At 60.2% G+C, this 15,734-nt stretch carries 14 protein-coding genes; 4 read left to right on the top strand and 10 right to left on the bottom strand.

Annotation, left to right across the window (positions count from 1 at the left end):
- Positions 1-1,212, bottom strand: a 1,212-nt coding sequence (locus FBR05_07475) for an FHA domain-containing protein (protein MDL1872032.1), incomplete at its 3' end; no start/stop codon positions are given.
- Between the two features lie 147 nt (positions 1,213-1,359).
- On the opposite strand from FBR05_07475, the gene FBR05_07470 reads away from it, so the two are divergent.
- The 3 genes from FBR05_07470 (at position 1,360) to FBR05_07460 (ending at position 3,950) form a co-directional block, all read left to right on the top strand.
- The gene (locus FBR05_07470; GenBank protein MDL1872031.1) at positions 1,360-1,662 is read left to right on the top strand and encodes a DUF721 domain-containing protein; all 303 of its coding nucleotides are present in this window, start codon (positions 1,360-1,362) and stop codon (positions 1,660-1,662) included.
- Between the two features lie 126 nt (positions 1,663-1,788).
- Positions 1,789-2,166: a hypothetical protein gene (locus FBR05_07465; GenBank protein MDL1872030.1), complete on the top strand. Its 378-nt coding sequence runs from the start codon at positions 1,789-1,791 to the stop codon at positions 2,164-2,166.
- A 167-nt stretch (positions 2,167-2,333) separates the two neighbouring features.
- Entirely contained in the window at positions 2,334-3,950 is a 1,617-nt protein-coding gene (locus FBR05_07460) for a carboxylesterase family protein (GenBank protein MDL1872029.1), read from the top strand.
- 84 nt (positions 3,951-4,034) lie between these two features.
- Here the strand turns inward: FBR05_07460 and FBR05_07455 are convergent, their stop codons facing one another.
- The 5 genes from FBR05_07455 to FBR05_07435 form a co-directional block, all read right to left on the bottom strand.
- Entirely contained in the window at positions 4,035-5,816 is a 1,782-nt protein-coding gene (locus FBR05_07455; protein ID MDL1872028.1) for an acyl-CoA dehydrogenase, read from the bottom strand.
- Positions 5,817-5,907: 91 nt separating this feature from the next.
- Entirely contained in the window at positions 5,908-6,891 is a 984-nt protein-coding gene (locus FBR05_07450) for an electron transfer flavoprotein subunit alpha/FixB family protein (GenBank protein MDL1872027.1), read from the bottom strand.
- 86 nt (positions 6,892-6,977) lie between these two features.
- Positions 6,978-7,745: an electron transfer flavoprotein subunit beta/FixA family protein gene (locus FBR05_07445; GenBank protein MDL1872026.1), complete on the bottom strand. Its 768-nt coding sequence runs from the start codon at positions 7,743-7,745 to the stop codon at positions 6,978-6,980.
- A gap of 25 nt (positions 7,746-7,770) precedes the next feature.
- Positions 7,771-8,910 carry an acyl-CoA dehydrogenase gene (locus tag FBR05_07440; GenBank protein ID MDL1872025.1) on the bottom strand — a complete coding sequence of 380 codons (1,140 nt, stop codon included), beginning with the start codon at positions 8,908-8,910 and terminating at the stop codon, positions 7,771-7,773.
- Complete coding sequence (locus FBR05_07435; GenBank protein MDL1872024.1) at positions 8,910-9,509, bottom strand: TetR/AcrR family transcriptional regulator; 600 nt, start codon at positions 9,507-9,509, stop codon at positions 8,910-8,912. Before FBR05_07435 ends, FBR05_07440 begins: the two co-directional genes overlap by 1 nt.
- An 82-nt stretch (positions 9,510-9,591) precedes the next feature.
- Between FBR05_07435 and FBR05_07430 the strand changes: the two genes are divergently transcribed.
- A complete protein-coding gene (locus FBR05_07430) occupies positions 9,592-10,257 on the top strand; it encodes an ATP-binding cassette domain-containing protein (GenBank protein MDL1872023.1) in 666 nt (221 codons plus the stop codon).
- Positions 10,258-10,346: 89 nt separating this feature from the next.
- Here the strand turns inward: FBR05_07430 and FBR05_07425 are convergent, their stop codons facing one another.
- From FBR05_07425 to FBR05_07410, 4 genes are all read right to left on the bottom strand, one after another.
- A complete protein-coding gene (locus FBR05_07425; GenBank protein MDL1872022.1) occupies positions 10,347-10,583 on the bottom strand; it encodes a hypothetical protein in 237 nt (78 codons plus the stop codon).
- A 204-nt stretch (positions 10,584-10,787) separates the two neighbouring features.
- On the bottom strand, positions 10,788-12,518 hold the full coding sequence (locus FBR05_07420; GenBank protein MDL1872021.1) for a sensor histidine kinase: 1,731 nt from the start codon (positions 12,516-12,518) through the stop codon (positions 10,788-10,790).
- Complete coding sequence (locus FBR05_07415; GenBank protein ID MDL1872020.1) at positions 12,494-13,912, bottom strand: ABC transporter substrate-binding protein; 1,419 nt, start codon at positions 13,910-13,912, stop codon at positions 12,494-12,496. Before FBR05_07415 ends, FBR05_07420 begins: the two co-directional genes overlap by 25 nt.
- Before the next feature lie 267 nt (positions 13,913-14,179).
- The gene (locus tag FBR05_07410; GenBank protein MDL1872019.1) at positions 14,180-15,538 is read right to left on the bottom strand and encodes a radical SAM protein; all 1,359 of its coding nucleotides are present in this window, start codon (positions 15,536-15,538) and stop codon (positions 14,180-14,182) included.
- Positions 15,539-15,734 lie beyond the last annotated feature (196 nt).

Here is a 15,734-nt window from a genome sequence, read left to right as displayed (position 1 = left end):
CGGCATCACGAAGAGGCGGAAGAAGAGGTCCTCGCGGAAGCGCCCCTCCCGCACCGCGGCGGCGAGGTCGCGATGGGTCGCCGCGACGATGCGGACGTCGGCGTTCAGCTCTTCCTCGCCGCCGACGCGGCGGTAGCGGCGATTCTCCAGCACCCGCAGCAGCTTGGGCTGCAGCTCCAGCGGCAGCTCGCCGATCTCGTCCAAGAACAACGTGCCGCCCTTTGCCTGACCGAAGGCACCGTCGTGCTGGCGCAGGGCCCCGGTGAAGGCCCCCTTCTCGTGGCCGAAGAGCTCGCTTTCGATCAGCTCCGGCGAGATCGCGCCGCAGTTGATGGCCACCAGCGGACCCCGCGCGCGGGGCGAGAGGCCGTGGATGGCGCGGGCGACCAGCTCCTTGCCGGTCCCGGACTCGCCCAGGATCAAGACCCCGGCCTCGGTGGGCGCCACCCTTTCGAGCAAGCCGTAGAGCTCGCGCATCTCGACCGAGGCGCCGACCATGCCGCAGAAGCGCTCGAGGGTCTTGGGGGCGGAGGATTCCAGCTTTTCTTCGCCGACCAGCCTGAGCTCGCACTGTCCCAATTTCAGGACCTGCCCTTCCTCCAACTCGGCCTCCTTCACCTTGACCCCGTTGACATAGGTGCCGTTGGTGGAGCCGAGGTCGAAGACCCGGACCGCGCCGTCGCGGCAGGTCAACTTGAGGTGGCGGGAGGAGACAAAGGAATCTTGCAGGACCAGGTCGTTCTTGTCGGAGGCGCCGACGCTCAGGCTCTCCGCTCGAAACGGCAGGCTCCGCGGGGCCTTGGAGGGCTCGAGGATTTGCAGGCGCAGCTCCCGCACCCAAAGACCCTTGGGCCCCTTGGCCACGGCCTGGGTGACGGAGGCGCCCGCGCCGGTGACGGCGGTGGCCTCTTCGGCGAGGTCCTCCGCGACGCCCTCGGAGAAACGGGCGGTCCAGGGGCCAAGGCCGATCTCGTCGCCTTCTTTCAGCGATTGAGACTCGACCTCCTTGCCGTTCACCGTGAGGGAGGAGTGGCCGATTTTTTTGAGCAGGTAATGCCCCTCGATCTTGTAGAGGACGGCATGCTCGCGAGAGATCTCGGCGTCGCCCAGGACGATGTCGCAGGCGGCGGAGCGGCCGATCTTAGTAGCGCTGGATTGGAGGACGATGCGGAAAAGGCTTTCGCTCCCGCGGCGGAACAGCAGTTGGGCCATGGAGACCTCCCTCGGTTCTTTTCCTTACCGGGGCCAGGAGATAGTGCGGGGCCACCCGAGGGTCAAGGGGGATTATCCGGCTGTTGAAATACCACCGGTGGCCTCTTATGCCTTGCCTTGGGGACCTTCTTTCCTTAAGGAGTCCTCATGAAGAAGCCCTGGCGCCAACCGGAGACCCTGGGGGATATCCTCAAGGACTCCCTCCCCAAATGGGACTTCGGCCCTACCCTACTGCGCTACGAGGTGGTCGAAAAGTGGCCGGAACTGGTGGGACCGCAGATCGCGGAGAAATCCCGGGCCACGGGTCTGCAAGGCGACATGCTCCTGATCGAGGTGGAGCATCCCGCCTGGGTCCAGGAGCTGAACCTGCTCAAGCCCCGGCTCCTGCAGAAGATCGCGCGTTTGTTTCCAAGGGCCGGGGTCAAAAACATTCGCTTTTCCCTTAAATAAAAAAGCAATTTCATAGAGTTAGTCTTATGGATTACAAGAATAGCCTGAGCCGCGCGCTCGGACAGACGCACCCCTCCGTCCCTTCCGCCGATAATGGTTCGGGGAGCGCACGGGAAGGTATGGGATATGTTTCCACGTGTGCTGGGATATCTGGCGGGTCGCGCCGCCGCTCTGGCCGTTAACGTCTACCAACGCCTCACCGGACAAGAGTCCGGTTCCGGCGAATCCAAATCCATCGATCGCCAAATCGACCGCTATGTGGCCCCCGCGCTCATCTTTGCGGGCACGGCGGCCCTGCCCCTACCCCTCCGCGTCCCGGCGGCCCTGACCCTGCCCACCGCCCTGCGGCTGGGTCGGGAACTCCTGGGCGAACGGGAAGTCGAGGCGACCGGCTTTCCCGGGCGCGAGAGCCTGAACTGCTACTTCCGGGCGGCGTCGGAAAGCGACCCGCTTCTGTTCTCGCCTGTCGGTACTCTGCCATTGGAACGTTGCCTGCGGCCGTAATTTCTCGATAGGGCCTCGCTGTTGATTCAGGGTAAATTTCCGCGCCGGCGCGGGTGGGGCCTCCTCTGCCAAATCATTCCTTGAACTCGTCGGGACACCCGAGGAAAATCCACGGACCGTGTATAGCCACGCGATCTGTTTTTGACCTTCATGCGAAAGGAACGGCGATGGATTTAAGGAGTCGTGGGCTTTTCCTGGCCTTCTGCGGCGCGATCCTGGCCTGGGCCGGCCCTCCGCCGTCCTTGGCGCAATCCTCCAACGGAACGCTCGTCCAGGTATCCGGCGGCTCCCTCGAAGGCATCGCCTCCGGGGACGTCGTGTCCTACAAGGGCATACCCTACGCCGCCCCTCCCGTCGGCGAGCTGCGCTGGAGGCCGCCGAAGCCGGTCAAACCTTGGCGCGGAGTTCGGAAGGCCGAGAGCTACGGTCACGACTGCGTTCAGAAGGTCATCCCCGGCGACGCGGGGGCCAGCGGCTCGGCGCAGGGAGAGGATTGCCTCGTGTTGAATGTATGGCGCCCAGTGACGATCCCGCCCGGCGCCAAGCTCCCCGTCCTGGTCTGGATTCACGGCGGCGGCTTTCTCAACGGCGCCGCCTCCGTCCCCTTCTTCGACGGCGGCCCCTTCGCGCGTCAGGGTCTGATCGTCGCTAGCATCAATTACCGGCTCGGCCGACTGGGGTTTTTCGCGCATCCCGCGCTCAGCGCCGAGGGCGACCTGCCGCTCGCCAACTACGCCCTCCTCGACCAGCTCGCCGCCCTGCGATGGGTGCAAGAAAATATCGCGGCCTTCGGGGGCGACCCGGGACAAGTGACGGTCGTCGGAGAGTCGGCGGGCGGCATCTCGATAGTGCATCTGCTCACCTGGCCCGCGGCGCGCGGCCTGTTCCACCGCGCGGCGGTGCTGTCGGGCGGGGGCCGCGATTATATTGTCCAACATCGCAAGCTCCGGGAGGCGACGGGGACCTTGCCTTCCGCCGAGGACAGCGGGGTCGCCTTCGCTCAGGCCGAGGGCATCGCCGGCCGCGACGCCGCGGCCCTGAAGGCCCTGCGCGCCCTGCCCGTCGAGCGAGTCAACGGGGATATGAGCATGGCCGCGCTGCTCACCCTGCCCCCGACCTATGCCGGGGGGCCGGTCCACGACGGAGACGTCGTCACGGCCCAACCCGAGCGGCATTTTACCAAGGGGAATTTTATGCGGGTGCCTCTCCTCGTCGGCACGACGGGAGACGATTTGGCCGGGGTCTTTCCGCCGGACACGACGCGGCCGCTGGATTTCTTCGGTCCCGAGGCGCCGCGGGCGCGGCGCCTCTACGATCCGGAGGGAAATCTCCCCGTCGAGAAGCTGACCTCGCGGATCGGCGTCGACATGACGATGCACGAACCCGCGCGCTTCCTCGCCCGGCAGATGACGGCCGCCGGACAAGCCGCCTGGCTGTACCGCTTCGACTACGTCGCCGAATCGCTGCGCCCGAAGGTGGCGAGCGCCCCGCACGCCGGAGAGCTGAGCTATCTTTTCGACCAAATGGAAGCGCGCTACGGCAAGGCGGTGACGGAGCGGGATCGGGCCATGGCGAGGACCTTCCACCAATACTTCGCCAATTTCGCGAAGTCCGGCGACCCCAACGGACCGGGCCTGCCGCCCTGGCCGGCCTTCACGGCGGGCAAATTCGAGCTGATGTTGTTCGCGGAGGACGGTTCGGCCCGAATGCGGGCCGACCCCTGGGAAAAGCGCCTCCGGTTGGTGGAGCGGGCGATGGACGCCGGGGCCTCGACGGCGGAATGAAGCCGCTTAGACGCCAACCTCGCGACGCGCACCTTGGCGGACTGTCATCCGCCGGCCGCTCTCGGCCGCACCGTCGGGGAAATCTTAGATCGCGTAGCCGTCGCTCTCGATCGCGTGCTGGGCGATCTGGAGGCGCAGGTTGAGCGTGTCGATGGGCTTCACGTCGAGGATGCGGCCGATGGCCTTGTCGTACTTCTCGTAGGCCGCATCGTCGCCCTTCGCCACGTTGGCACAGAACTGCCGCGCCATGTTGGCGAGCTCCATGCACTTTTCGGTGACGTAGATCTTGGTGATCGCGATCGGGATGCGCGACTTTTCCTCGCCTTGCTGCTTGATGAGCTGGAGCGAACGGAGCAGCGCGGATTCCATGGCGTAGATCTCGATGATGAAGTCGGCCATCGCGACCATGAAGCTCTGCCGGTCCTTGATCTCGGCCATGTACTTCTGCACCGCCACCCCGCTGACGTAGACGGCCAGCTTCTTGGCCTGATTGACCAGGTTGGTCCGGTTGACCAGGACGCGCTGGTCGGTCTCTTTCGGGAAGCCTTCCTTCAATTGCACCAGGATGCGCTGGATCTCGCCCATCAGGTCGATCTCGCCCTTCATCGCCCGCTTGAGCAGGGTGCCGGGGATGATCATGCGGTTGATCTCGTTGGTGCCCTCGTAGATGCGGTTGATGCGGGAATTGCGGTAGAAGGCCTCGACCGGGTACTCTTGGATGTAGCCGTAGCCGCCGTGCATCTGCACGCCCTCGTCAGCGACGAAGTCCAGGGCCTCGGAGCCGTAGACCTTGCAGATCGAGGCCTCGATCGCGTACTCCTCGACCATCTTGAGGGACTTCTTGTCGTAGTCGGGATCGGCCTTGTCCAGCGTCCCGATCGCGTCGTCGAGAGTGCCCGCGTAGCGGTACATCATGCTCTCGGTGACGTAGGTCTTGATCACGCAGTCGGCGATCTTATTCTGGATGATCTCGAAGGTGGAGAGCGGCTGGCCGAACTGCTTGCGCTCTTTCACGTAGCGGATGGTGTGCTCCATGACGCGCTTGCAGCCGCCGACCGTCGCGGCGCCGAGCTTCCAGCGGCCCACGTTGAGGACGTTGAAGGCGATCTTGTGGCCCTTGCCGATCTCGCCCAGGACGTTCTCGACCGGGACCTTGGCGTCCTGCAGGATGATGGGCACGGTGGAGGAGCCGTGGATGCCCATCTTCACTTCCTCTTTGCCCGCGCTCACGCCCTCGAAGCCCTTCTCGACGATGAAGCCGGTAAAGTGCTCGCCGTCGATCTTGGCGAAGACGGTGATCACGTCGGCCCAGGCGCCGTTGGTGATGAACATCTTCTCGCCGTTGAGGATGTAGTGCTTGCCGTCGGGCGAGAGCACGGCCTTGGTCTTGGCCGCCAAGGCGTCGGAGCCGGAGCCCGCCTCGGTGAGGGCATAGGCGCCGATGTACTCGCCGCTGGCCAACTTGGGCAGGTATTTTTCCTTCTGCTCGGGGGTGCCGAAGTAGAGGATGGGCAGCGTGCCGATGCCGGTGTGGCACATGTAGGAGACGGTCCAGGAGCCCTGCTTGGTGGCGTTCTCGCTCATGACCGTGCAGGCCACCTTGCCCAAGCCCAATCCGCCGTAGGACTCGGGGATTTCCGCCATCAACAGACCGATCTCGCCCGCCTTGCGCAGCAGGCCGTCGGAGACGCCCGGCTCTTTGTGCTCGATCTTCTCGTTGCAGGGCCAGACTTCCTTCTCGACGAAGTCCTTGACGGTCTGTCCCATCTGTTTCTGCTCGTCGTTCATGTTTTCGGGGATGAAGATCTCCTCTTCACCGACCCGGGACAGCAACCAGCTAGCGCCTTGGCGTTTTTTGGCGTACATGCGATTTCTCCTTAGGGGCGGACCGCCCTACCGGCTTCCTTATGATTGAAAATACCGCGTCGGGCCCGCCCGAAGGCGGGCCCTCCGCCGACTACTCGCTTAAGACCCGCTTAAACTCGGACGTCAACAAGGGTACGATTTCGAAGAGGTCTCCGACAATGCCGTAATCGGCCTTTTGGAAGATCGGGGCTTCGGGGTCCTTGTTGACCGCCACGATCACCTTCGAGGTGCGCATCCCGGCCAAGTGCTGAATCGCGCCGCTGATGCCGAAGGCGAGGTAGAGCTTGGGGTTGACGACCTTGCCGGTCTGGCCGACCTGCATGTCGTGCGGGGCATAGCCCGAATCGACCGCCGCGCGGGAGGCGCCGACGGTGGCGCCGATTACGTCGGCCAGCTCTTGCAGGATCTTGAAGTTGGCCGCCTCTTTCATGGCGCGGCCGCCCGAGACGATGATCTCGGCCTCGGTCAGGTCGGCCTTGTCGCTGGCCGCCTTGACGAGCTCTTTCATCTCGGCCTTCACGTCGCCCGGGTCGACGTCCTTCTTGAGGACCTCGGCCGTCGCGCCGGCCTGCGGGGCGCCCACGCCGAAGGAGTTGGGCCGGATCAGCGCCATCTGCGGCTTGGAATTGGGGATCTTGATGTCGACCAGCGCCTTGCCCGAGTAGATCGGGTGGGTGGCCAACAGCTTCCCGTCGCCGTCGATCTTGAGGTCGACCGCGTCGGCCGCCAGACCGGTGTCAAGGCGGGCCGCCAGGCGGGGGAAGAAGTCTTTCCCCGCGGGGGAGGCGGTGGCCAGGAGGATGTCGGGGTTGAGCTCTTTGACCAGGCCGGCCAGTACGTTGACGTAGCCGATGCTGTTGTACTTGTCGAGCTTGGGGCTCTGCAGGATCGTGACCTTCTTGATCCCGTAGGGCGCGAGCTCGTTGGCGAGGGCGTCGATGCCGTTGCCGATGAGGACCGCCTCGGCCTGGCCGCCGCTCTTAGCGGCCAGCTCGGCCGCCTTGCTGGCGAGCTCGAGGGAGGTCTTTTTCAGTTTGCCGTCTTGGTGTTCGGCGAAGATTAAAACGTTACCCATTGTGTTTCTCCTATTTCTGTAGGGGCGAACCTTGTGTTCGCCCCCTGCCTACGGGGAGGGCGAACACAAGGTTCGCCCCTACGCATTTAGATGACTTTCGCTTCTTCACGGAGCAGGCGGACCAGCTCTTTCACCTGGGTCGCCGCGTCGCCTTGGATCATTTTTCCGGGGGCCTTCTCGGGCGGGAGCCGGAAATTGCTGAACGTGAGCTTCGGTTGGGCGTCGCCCTTCACCGCGCTGAGCTTGAGGGTCTCGACCGGCTTGGTCTTGGCCTTCATGATGCCAGGCAACGAGGCGTAGCGCGGGGTGTTGAGCCCCTTCTCGCAGCCGAAGATCGCGGGCAGCGGGACCTCGTAGACCTCCTTGCCGCCGCTGATGCGGCGGGTGGCGGTGGCCTTGCCGCCGGCGATCTCGAGCTTCTCGAGGATGGTCACCTGCGGCCAGCCGAGGAACTCGGCGACCTGTTGGGTGGTTTGGCCGTTGTCGAGATCGATGGCCTGCTTGCCGGTGAAGACGATCTCGAAGCCCTTGTCAGCAATCCCCTTGGCCAGGGCCTTGGCGGTGACGTAGGCGTCGGGACTGATCCCCTCGTCGTCGATGTGGATGGCCTTGTCGCAGCCCATCGCGAGGGCGGTGCGGATGGCCTCGACGCAACGCGCGGGCCCGAGGGACACGACGGTGACTTCGCTGCCGGCGTTCTTTTCCTTGGTCTTAATCGCCTCCTCGATGGCGAACTCATCGTAGGGGCCGACGATGTACTTGACGCCCTCGGCCTCGATGCCCGAGCCGTCGGCCTTGGTTTTGATCTTGGTTTCGGTATCCGGTACCTGTTTGATCAGTACGGCGATCTTCATGCAGCCTCCTTAAGCTAAAAGAAATTCATTTGAACAGCAGATGCTTGGCGATGACCATCCGCTGGATTTGGTTCGCACCTTCGTAAATCTGAATGAGCTTGGCGTCGCGGAACAGCTTCTCGACGGGGTATTCCTTCGAATAGCCGTAGCCCCCGTAAATCTGGATCGCGTCGGTCGTCACCTGCATCGCGGTGTCCGAGGCGAAGCACTTCGCGTAGGCGGACTCTTTGTTGTTGGGCCTGCCCTGGTCGCCCAGCCAGGCGGCCTGCCAGCACAGCAGGCGCGAGGCCTCGATGGCCTTGGCCATGTCGGCGATCATGAACTGGATGGCTTGATGTTCGGCCAGGGGCTTGCCGAAGGTCGTGCGCTCTTTGGCGTATTGGATGCTGTACTCGAGGGCGGCCCGCGCCAGACCTACCGCCGCGGCGCCGATGCCCGGGCGCGACTTGTCGAGGTTCTTCATCGCGATCTTGAAGCCCTCGCCCTCCGCGCCGAGCAGGTTTTCTTTGGGCACGCGGACGTTCTCGAAGGTGACGGCGCGGGTATCGGAGGCGCACTGGCCGAGCTTGTGCTCTTTCTTGCCGACGATCACGCCGGGGGCCTTGGCGTCGACCACGAAGGCCGAGATGGCCTTGGCGCCTTTCGCCGGGTCGGCGCTGGCGAAGACGGTCATCAGGTCGGCGTAGCCGGCGTTGGTGATCCACTGTTTGCTGCCGTTGAGCACGAAGCCTTCGCCGTCCTTCTTGTAGACCGTGCGCATGCTCGCGACGTCGGAGCCGGAGGCCGGCTCGGTGAGGGCGAAGGAGGCGATCTTGAAAGATTCGGTGAAGGGGCGGAGGAATTTTTCTTTTTGCTCGGGGCTGCCGGCGATGACGATGGGGCCCAAGGCCAGGGCGTTGCAGACGGCGGAGGTGGCGATGCCGGCGCAGCCCCAGTAGAGCTCTTCGGCGATCAGCACGGACTCGAGGCAGCCCAGGCCCATGCCGCCGTTGTCGACGGGGACGTTTTCACCCATCAGGCCGGTCTCCCAGGCCTTCTTCAGGACCTCGTAGGGAAACTCGCCGCTTTCGTCGAATTTGGCCGCGACCGGACGGATTTCGTTTTCGGCGAACTTGTGCGCCGTCTCGACCAGGGCCTTCTGTTCTTCGCTGAGCTCGAATCCGATCATGCCTTCAATCCCTCGATGAACATGGAGCAAAGCTGCTCGGCGACTTCCTCCATGGTGTATTTCTTTTTCTTCATCAGCACCCAGTCCAGGGCCATCTCGTCGACCGCGCCGAAGATCGCCCGCTTGACGATCAGCGGGTTGACCGACTTTTTGAACACGCCCTTCGCCTGCCCCTCTTCCAGGATCAACGCGATGTGCCCGAGGTAGTCCCGAAACTTGGTGGCGGCGTATTCCTTCATGAACTTCGAGGACTGCCGCAGCTCGATCTGCAGGACCTGGGCGGTGTCCTGGTTCTCGCGGACCAGCTCGAGGTGCAGCTTGATGAAGCGCCGCAGCTTCTCGATCGGGTCGGAGACCCCCGCGACGATTTTTTGCATCTCGCCGCTGAAGGTATCCATGCTGTTTTCAAAGATGGAAATGAGCAGGTCGTCTTTGTTCTTGAAGTACAGGTAGATCGTGCCGTCGGCGACCTTGGCTTCCTTGGCGACGTCCGCCACCTTCGAGTTGTAGAAGCCCTTTTGCGCGAAGACCTTCGTTGCCGCCTGGATGATCTTCTGGTACTTTTCAGAGCCTGTTTTTTGCGCGTTCAAGGGCATCGGCCGTCCATTCGCGTACTGAATGGCTATTCATTCACGGCGCTAACACGGTGCGACAAGACGCGTCAAGGAGAAATCGGCGATGTCGGCGCTGCTTCAGGTCGAGGGCCTGGGCCTCCGCAAGGGGGACGGCTATATCGTTAAAAATATTGGTTTTTCCTTGAGGACCGGGGAGATCTTCGGGGTCGCGGGACGTTCGGGGAGCGGGAAAAGCACCCTGCTGCGCCTGCTCTGCCGCCTCGAGGAGCCCACCGAGGGTGACGCGAGTTTCGAAGGCGAGAATGTTTTGTCCATCGCGCCGCGGCGCCTGCGCCGCGCGATCACCCTGGTATTTCAGACTCCCACCCTGCTCTGCGATACGGTTGCGGAGGAGCTGCGCTTGGGATTGGGCTTCTCGGAGAACCCTGACCTAGGTCCCAAGCCCGGCCGCGTATGGGGCGAAGCCCTGCTCCGCCGCGTCCACCTCGAAGCCGACCTGTTGGAAGAGCATCCCAAGCGCCTCTCCGTCGGCGAGGCCCAGCGCGTCGCCTTGGCGAGGGCCCTGGCCATTCAACCGAAAATTCTATTGTTAGATGAACCCACCTCGGCCTTGGATCAGGCCTCCAAAGAGGCCATCGAGGCCACCCTTAAAGAAGCCGCCGCTGCGGGCATGTCGATGATCTTAGTGAGCCACGATCCACGGCAACTGCAGGCCCTGGCCCCCCGCGGTCTGGAACTGGCAAAGGGAGAGGCGATTCGGTCCTGGTGAGGGCAAAAAAAAACCTTGGACTGGAGGGGGGAGACCCCGCCTCCAATCGTCCAAGGTTCCGGGTAAGGAAACTCATTTATTATACTATGCTAATTGACGGTTCGCAACGATCCGTTGTGCCAGGCCTTTGCCATTTGAACTACCGGCATCAGCTCTTTGATGATTCGCTGCAACGAAGACAGATTCCAATGATCTACTAAAAATTTGTCTCCGTCTTCGAGGCGCGCCTCAGCCATGAAGCGCTGCCTTCCGTCCGCCAATCGAGTCTTGTATAGAGAGACTTGATAGCCTTTCCACTCTTCTTGAGCGATGGTCTCTCGAGTCATGACTAAGCTCGACTTTCTCCTGTCCGCTGTCGATTTGCAAAGAACACCCAATTATATAGCAAAGCCGGTGCCAATCTTTCCTGTCGAGAAAAATAAGTTTTAAGTTATTGAAATATAAAGATTTTATTCTGATTATGGGACAGGCGCCCCGGTTCGATCGGGATAAAAATTTATCCGAGCCCGAGCCCCAAACCCGGAAAAAATTTATCCAGCCCGCACCGGCCAGACCAGATGGAAGCTCGTTCCCTCCCCGAGGCGGCTCTCCACGGAGATGCTGCCCTGGTGCAGGGCCAAGATTTTCTTGGCGATCGCCAAGCCAAGCCCCAGGCCCTTGCGTTTAGTCGTCACGAACTCTTCAAAGAGCCCCGCAAGCTTCTCCTCGGGGATGCCGGAACCGTTGTCGCGGACCGTGGCCAGGACCTTTTCGCCCTCGATCCGGACCGACAACTCCACCCGCCCCTCGGGTTTGTCGAGGGCCTGCAAGGCATTGGAGGTGAGGTTTTCGAAGACTCGCCGAAGCAGGAAGACGTCCCCCACCACGATGCAGGGCTGAGGCTCGACGCGGACCTCCAGCCAGGCCCCCTTGTTCCGCGCCTCGAGCTGGAAGCTCTCCGCCACCTCGGCCAGCTGTTTCCCGAGATCGAAGGAGATGGGGTGATAAGGCATCTCGTGGGTGAGATTGCGCAGGTCTTCGAGGAAGTGGTTGATCCGCGAGAACTCCCGCTTCACGATACGGGTGAAGGTCTCACGGTAATTCGGATCCTCGTACATCGTCTCCATGACCTTCGCGGCGTTCTCGATGTTTTTCACCGGATGCTTGAGGTCATGGGCCAGCCCCGAGGCGATGCGCCCGAACATCGCCAGGCGCTCCTGCCGGCGCGCGGTCTCTTGCAGGGCGGCCAGATCCTCGCTCATCCGGTTGAAGCTCTCTCCCAGTTGGCCTAGCTCGTCCCGGCCGAGGGGCGGAACGCGGTAGCTTAAGTCGCCCCGGCCGAGGGCCTGGGTGGCCTTCATCAAATGCCGCACCGGCCCTAGAAACAAGCGCCGGCTGACGGCCGCGGCGGCGACCAACATCAGGACCAGGGAGCCGCCGATCAAGGCGACCCATTCCCAGGTCATCAAGCGAAGGTCGGCGAAGGCCTCCCGTGTGGGCTGCGCCAAGACGATGAACCAGGGCGGAGACTCCGAGACCGGGCGTACGCTCATCAAGGAAGGTCCGTGGACGGTCTCACGAACCGTGGGGAAGTCGGATTCTTTGGTTTTTTGAAAACCCTGAAAGATGACCGGCGTCTCCGAGGAAAGAATCGCCTTTTTATAATAGGGGTCTCCGGAAGCGACGACCTTGCCCGCGGCGTCGACGACCGAGACGTAGCCGCGTTTCCCGAGCTTGGTATTGGAGACCCATTCCCACATCCGCATGAGATCGATCTGCGCGGCGAGCGCGCCGGAAACGCGGTCGTTGCCCTTCATGGGGAGGACGAACCAGATCACGGGCGTGAGATCTTCCGAGAGATAGGCGTCGGAGAAGACCTCGCGGTCCGATAAGGCCTCGCGAATCAACGCCTCGCCCGGCAGGTCGGGGTCCTCTTTTTGCAGCCGCGTCGAGAAGACGAGCTTCCCGGAGAGGTCGTAGAGAAGGATTTTTTCGAATTCAGAAAAGCGGATGACGTAGTTCTCGAGGATGCGCTGAGTCTGTTCCTGGGAAAGATTGGTATTGGCGATGTCGACGACCAAGGTCTGCATGAGCGCCTGGGCGTGGGTGAGGTAGAGCTGAATCTCGCCCGCGGTCCGGCGGGTGATCTCGCCGTAGCTTTGCTGGATGGTGTTCCGGAGGGTGCGCTGGGAATTGTAGAGGGTCAAGGCCCCGTAGAAGACGAGCGGGGTCAGGGCGGAGGCGATCAACAATAATATCAGTTTACCGCGGAAGGTTCGCAACGTACGTCCTTCAGGGATGAGAAGAATTCGTTGGAGCTGAATTTAAAACCGGTGCAGGATTGACGATACACGATTGGAATCTTTAGCCAAAACAAAAATAGGCCGGGGGGATCATCCCGTATAGCTTTCATGGCTTTCTGATAGGATTCCCTGGCCAACTCTTCGTCTTGAGAATAGCGGGCCTCCTCCAACAATTTATCCACCTTCTCATTGGAATAACCCGAATAATTTAAAGAATTAGGACCGTTTGGCGTGTGAAAAGCCAGAAAATTAGTGACGATTGGATCTTTGATATTGATCGGCAATAAAACCAAATCGAAGTTTTTATTAAATATGACCTCACGACCAAAACTTTTAGAATCGTGTGGAAGGAGGCCCAGCTCTATACCTATTTCCTGAAAACGCCTTTTAAGAACCCTTCCGATCAGGACGTCTCTCGATTGCTCTCCCAATAAAGACAACATCCGTTTTTTTGAGAGATCTCCTACCTCAAGATTAATACCATTTTCATCTACCTCATTTTTGTATAGGGGGTCTGGAGCGTCAGCCGGCGCAACACTTTCTTTACCCAATGAGGAAATTATTGACTTGCGATCGATCAACCGACTCACATGAGCCCAATTGATGTATTCGGCCTTTGGTCGATGGTTCCTGTTTTCCAGGATTAAATAAACAATATTGGTAAGCACCTCACCAAACTTTATTTCGGGATTATCTTTTAGTATCTCATAATCTCCGCGACTCGCCAGAATCACCACATCCACGTTACCAGCGACAAGTTCTCTCATTGCACGCCGAGGGCTCGAGATTACCTTGACAATGACTTTATTGACTGTTCGGACAGATTTTACTTTCCGGACAAGCGATACTTCCTCATCCTTCACAGTCTCTATTTCAAACTCACCGGATGTCTTAATATCCTCCGAAAATAGAATGATTGGTAAGTGCTCGACAATGGACAAAAATGCCCTATCAAATTTCTTAAGTTTAAAATTCAATTCATGAGGAGAAATTATTTCGATCATCTCCAAATTCACCAATGCCTCATAGAAGCCGCCACCAATAAGACTCTTAGCTTTCTCAATCGATTTTTTGACGTCGTCAGCCTTAGGAGCCTTCAGAACTACTTTGAGTGTGTTGCTCCTCTCATTCCAGACTACTTCGCGAGCCAAATCCGGAATAATTTGACCCTGAGAGGTCAGACGAAACAAAGGTCGGTACAATAAGTCGACTAGATTAGACCCAATTCCTTCTCGAGAAGAATAAGGCTCTAAATCACCGATGGGTATACCCGTGGCAAGGACAAGGTCTTTTGATTCAAATAGGCGGGGTTTGGATTGCTTACAGGACTGGAATAGGAAGGCCAAAATAAGAAAAAAAATAAGGTTCCGCATAAATTAAAAAGGGGCTGATAGTATATACCAGCCCTTTTTTAATTTATCACAATAAATAATTTTGGCCGCTCAATTTGAGCGAGGCACTTAAAAGAAGTATGCGAGGCAGCCCGTCAATTGGGTCTTGGTGCTCTTCTGACCTTTTTTCACAACTTTTACCTTCATACGTTTCCTCCTGGTTTAGGTTATGGATTCAAAAATCTATAAAGGAGGTGGAAGCCAACTCACTATGAGGCGGATCTTCCACCCCCCAATGGACAGGCAAGGTTATACCCGCATTTGGGTAGCTGACTCCGCGCCCTCGTAGTACTCAAGCGGCAGTTCTTCGCGCAGAGTCTTGATGAAATACGGTTGCTGACAGCTGATGTTTTCAAAACTTCCGGTCTGGTTGTAGGAGTCGGCCCGACAACCTCCCGCGCAGAGCGGGACGAAGGGACACTTCGTGCACTTCTTGTGCTCGAGGGGCTTCAGCGAGAGCATCGCCTCACCAACCTCGTTGTACTCCTGGTGGTCCACGTCGCCGATCTGACCGTCCTCGATGCCGAGGAAGGCGATGCATTTAAATAGCCGGCCGTCGATCCCTACCGTCACGGCGTTCCGGCGGTAGTATTCGCAGGGACCCACATTGATCGGATCGGTCGGCGTCAATCCCACGCGGCGGATCTCCCGCCGCAACTCCAGCATCTTATTGATCTCATAGTCGCTGAAGGTACAACGCTCGCACGAAGACCCGATCCCGTTCAGGTCGTGCTGCTTCATCTCCGGCATGATCGGCTTCAGGTTGGTGGCGACGATGTCATCCTTGAACTTGGAGGCGGCGATGCGCTCGAGCAGGCCCTTGAAACTGTCCGCGTTTTCGCGGTCGAAGTTGCCGCCCAGCAGGATCTTCAGCTTGCCGGCGCAGGCCTCGAGGTTGTTGAAGATCTGATCGAAGGTGCCTCGGCCGCCCGAATAGATCCGCTTCTTGTCGTGCTGGTCCCGGTCGCCGTCGAAGGTGATCTTCACCCACTCGAAACCGTAGGTCTTCAATTCGTCGGCCAACTTCGGCGTCAGGAAAATTCCGTTGCTCGCCATCCCGGCCGTGTATTCGACGCCGCGCTCCTTGCAGTAAGGAAAAATGTCCCCGCTGATCTTGCGGATCGCGTCGACGTTCAGCAGAGGCTCGCCGCCGAAGAAGATCAAGTTGACCTTCGCCGGCCGCGTGGAGTCGATGCGGGCCTTCAGCCAATCCACCACGCGCTGCATGGTCTCGGGCGTCATCTTGGATTTGCCCAGCTTGTCTTTCTCGTAGCAATAGGTGCAGCGCAGGTTGCAGGCCAGCGTGGTCAGGATGGTCGCGGTCAGGATCTCATTCTGCTCGGTGACGCGGTTGCGGAACCAATCGTAGAACAGCTCGCTCTCGTCCACCTCGTCGTCCAGCAGGTAGCCCATTTCTTTCAGGCCGTCCGCGGCTTCGTCCTCCGCCTCAGTGAGGGCCTCGTGCTTTCGCACCTTTTGAAACAGCTCGCGCAGGTTGACGTCTCCGTCCTCCACCACGATGCGATTGTCGTGAAAGCTGTTGTAGAGAAAGGTCGTGTTGGGATCCCGGGGCGACCGCACTAAAAAGTTGAACCTTGAAGCCTTCATGGCCCCTCCCTCGCTAATCGGAACAATGGGTGCGAACACCCATTGAACAAGCAACTCGTGTGCCAAAGCCCATAGAATTCCGAACGACGCAGACGCGCCCGCGCAAATCCGCAAGGATTAAGGAAAAATATTGGGGGAAACGGAGCGAGACCCGTTGCGGCTGAACGACGTGGGGCGAAAAAATATCCCCCGGAGA

The sequence above is a fragment of the Deltaproteobacteria bacterium PRO3 genome, assembly GCA_030263375.1.
GTDB lineage: Bacteria > UBA10199 > UBA10199 > DSSB01 > DSSB01 > DSSB01.
Note: the sequence above shows the minus strand (reverse complement) of the source record. Positions and strands in the feature narration are given on the sequence as shown.

Excerpts from the sequence above, each read along its gene's own strand:
- FBR05_07470 (MDL1872031.1), top strand. The coding sequence starts at position 1,360 with ATGAAGAAGCCCTGGCGCCAACCGGAGACCCTGGGGGATATCCTCAAG.
- FBR05_07465 (MDL1872030.1), top strand. The coding sequence starts at position 1,789 with ATGTTTCCACGTGTGCTGGGATATCTGGCGGGTCGCGCCGCCGCTCTG.
- FBR05_07460 (MDL1872029.1), top strand. The coding sequence starts at position 2,334 with ATGGATTTAAGGAGTCGTGGGCTTTTCCTGGCCTTCTGCGGCGCGATC.
- FBR05_07455 (MDL1872028.1), bottom strand. The coding sequence starts at position 5,816 with ATGTACGCCAAAAAACGCCAAGGCGCTAGCTGGTTGCTGTCCCGGGTC.
- FBR05_07450 (MDL1872027.1), bottom strand. The coding sequence starts at position 6,891 with ATGGGTAACGTTTTAATCTTCGCCGAACACCAAGACGGCAAACTGAAA.
- FBR05_07445 (MDL1872026.1), bottom strand. The coding sequence starts at position 7,745 with ATGAAGATCGCCGTACTGATCAAACAGGTACCGGATACCGAAACCAAG.
- FBR05_07435 (MDL1872024.1), bottom strand. The coding sequence starts at position 9,509 with ATGCCCTTGAACGCGCAAAAAACAGGCTCTGAAAAGTACCAGAAGATC.
- FBR05_07430 (MDL1872023.1), top strand. The coding sequence starts at position 9,592 with ATGTCGGCGCTGCTTCAGGTCGAGGGCCTGGGCCTCCGCAAGGGGGAC.
- FBR05_07425 (MDL1872022.1), bottom strand. The coding sequence starts at position 10,583 with ATGACTCGAGAGACCATCGCTCAAGAAGAGTGGAAAGGCTATCAAGTC.
- FBR05_07415 (MDL1872020.1), bottom strand. The coding sequence starts at position 13,912 with ATGCGGAACCTTATTTTTTTTCTTATTTTGGCCTTCCTATTCCAGTCC.
- FBR05_07410 (MDL1872019.1), bottom strand. The coding sequence starts at position 15,538 with ATGAAGGCTTCAAGGTTCAACTTTTTAGTGCGGTCGCCCCGGGATCCC.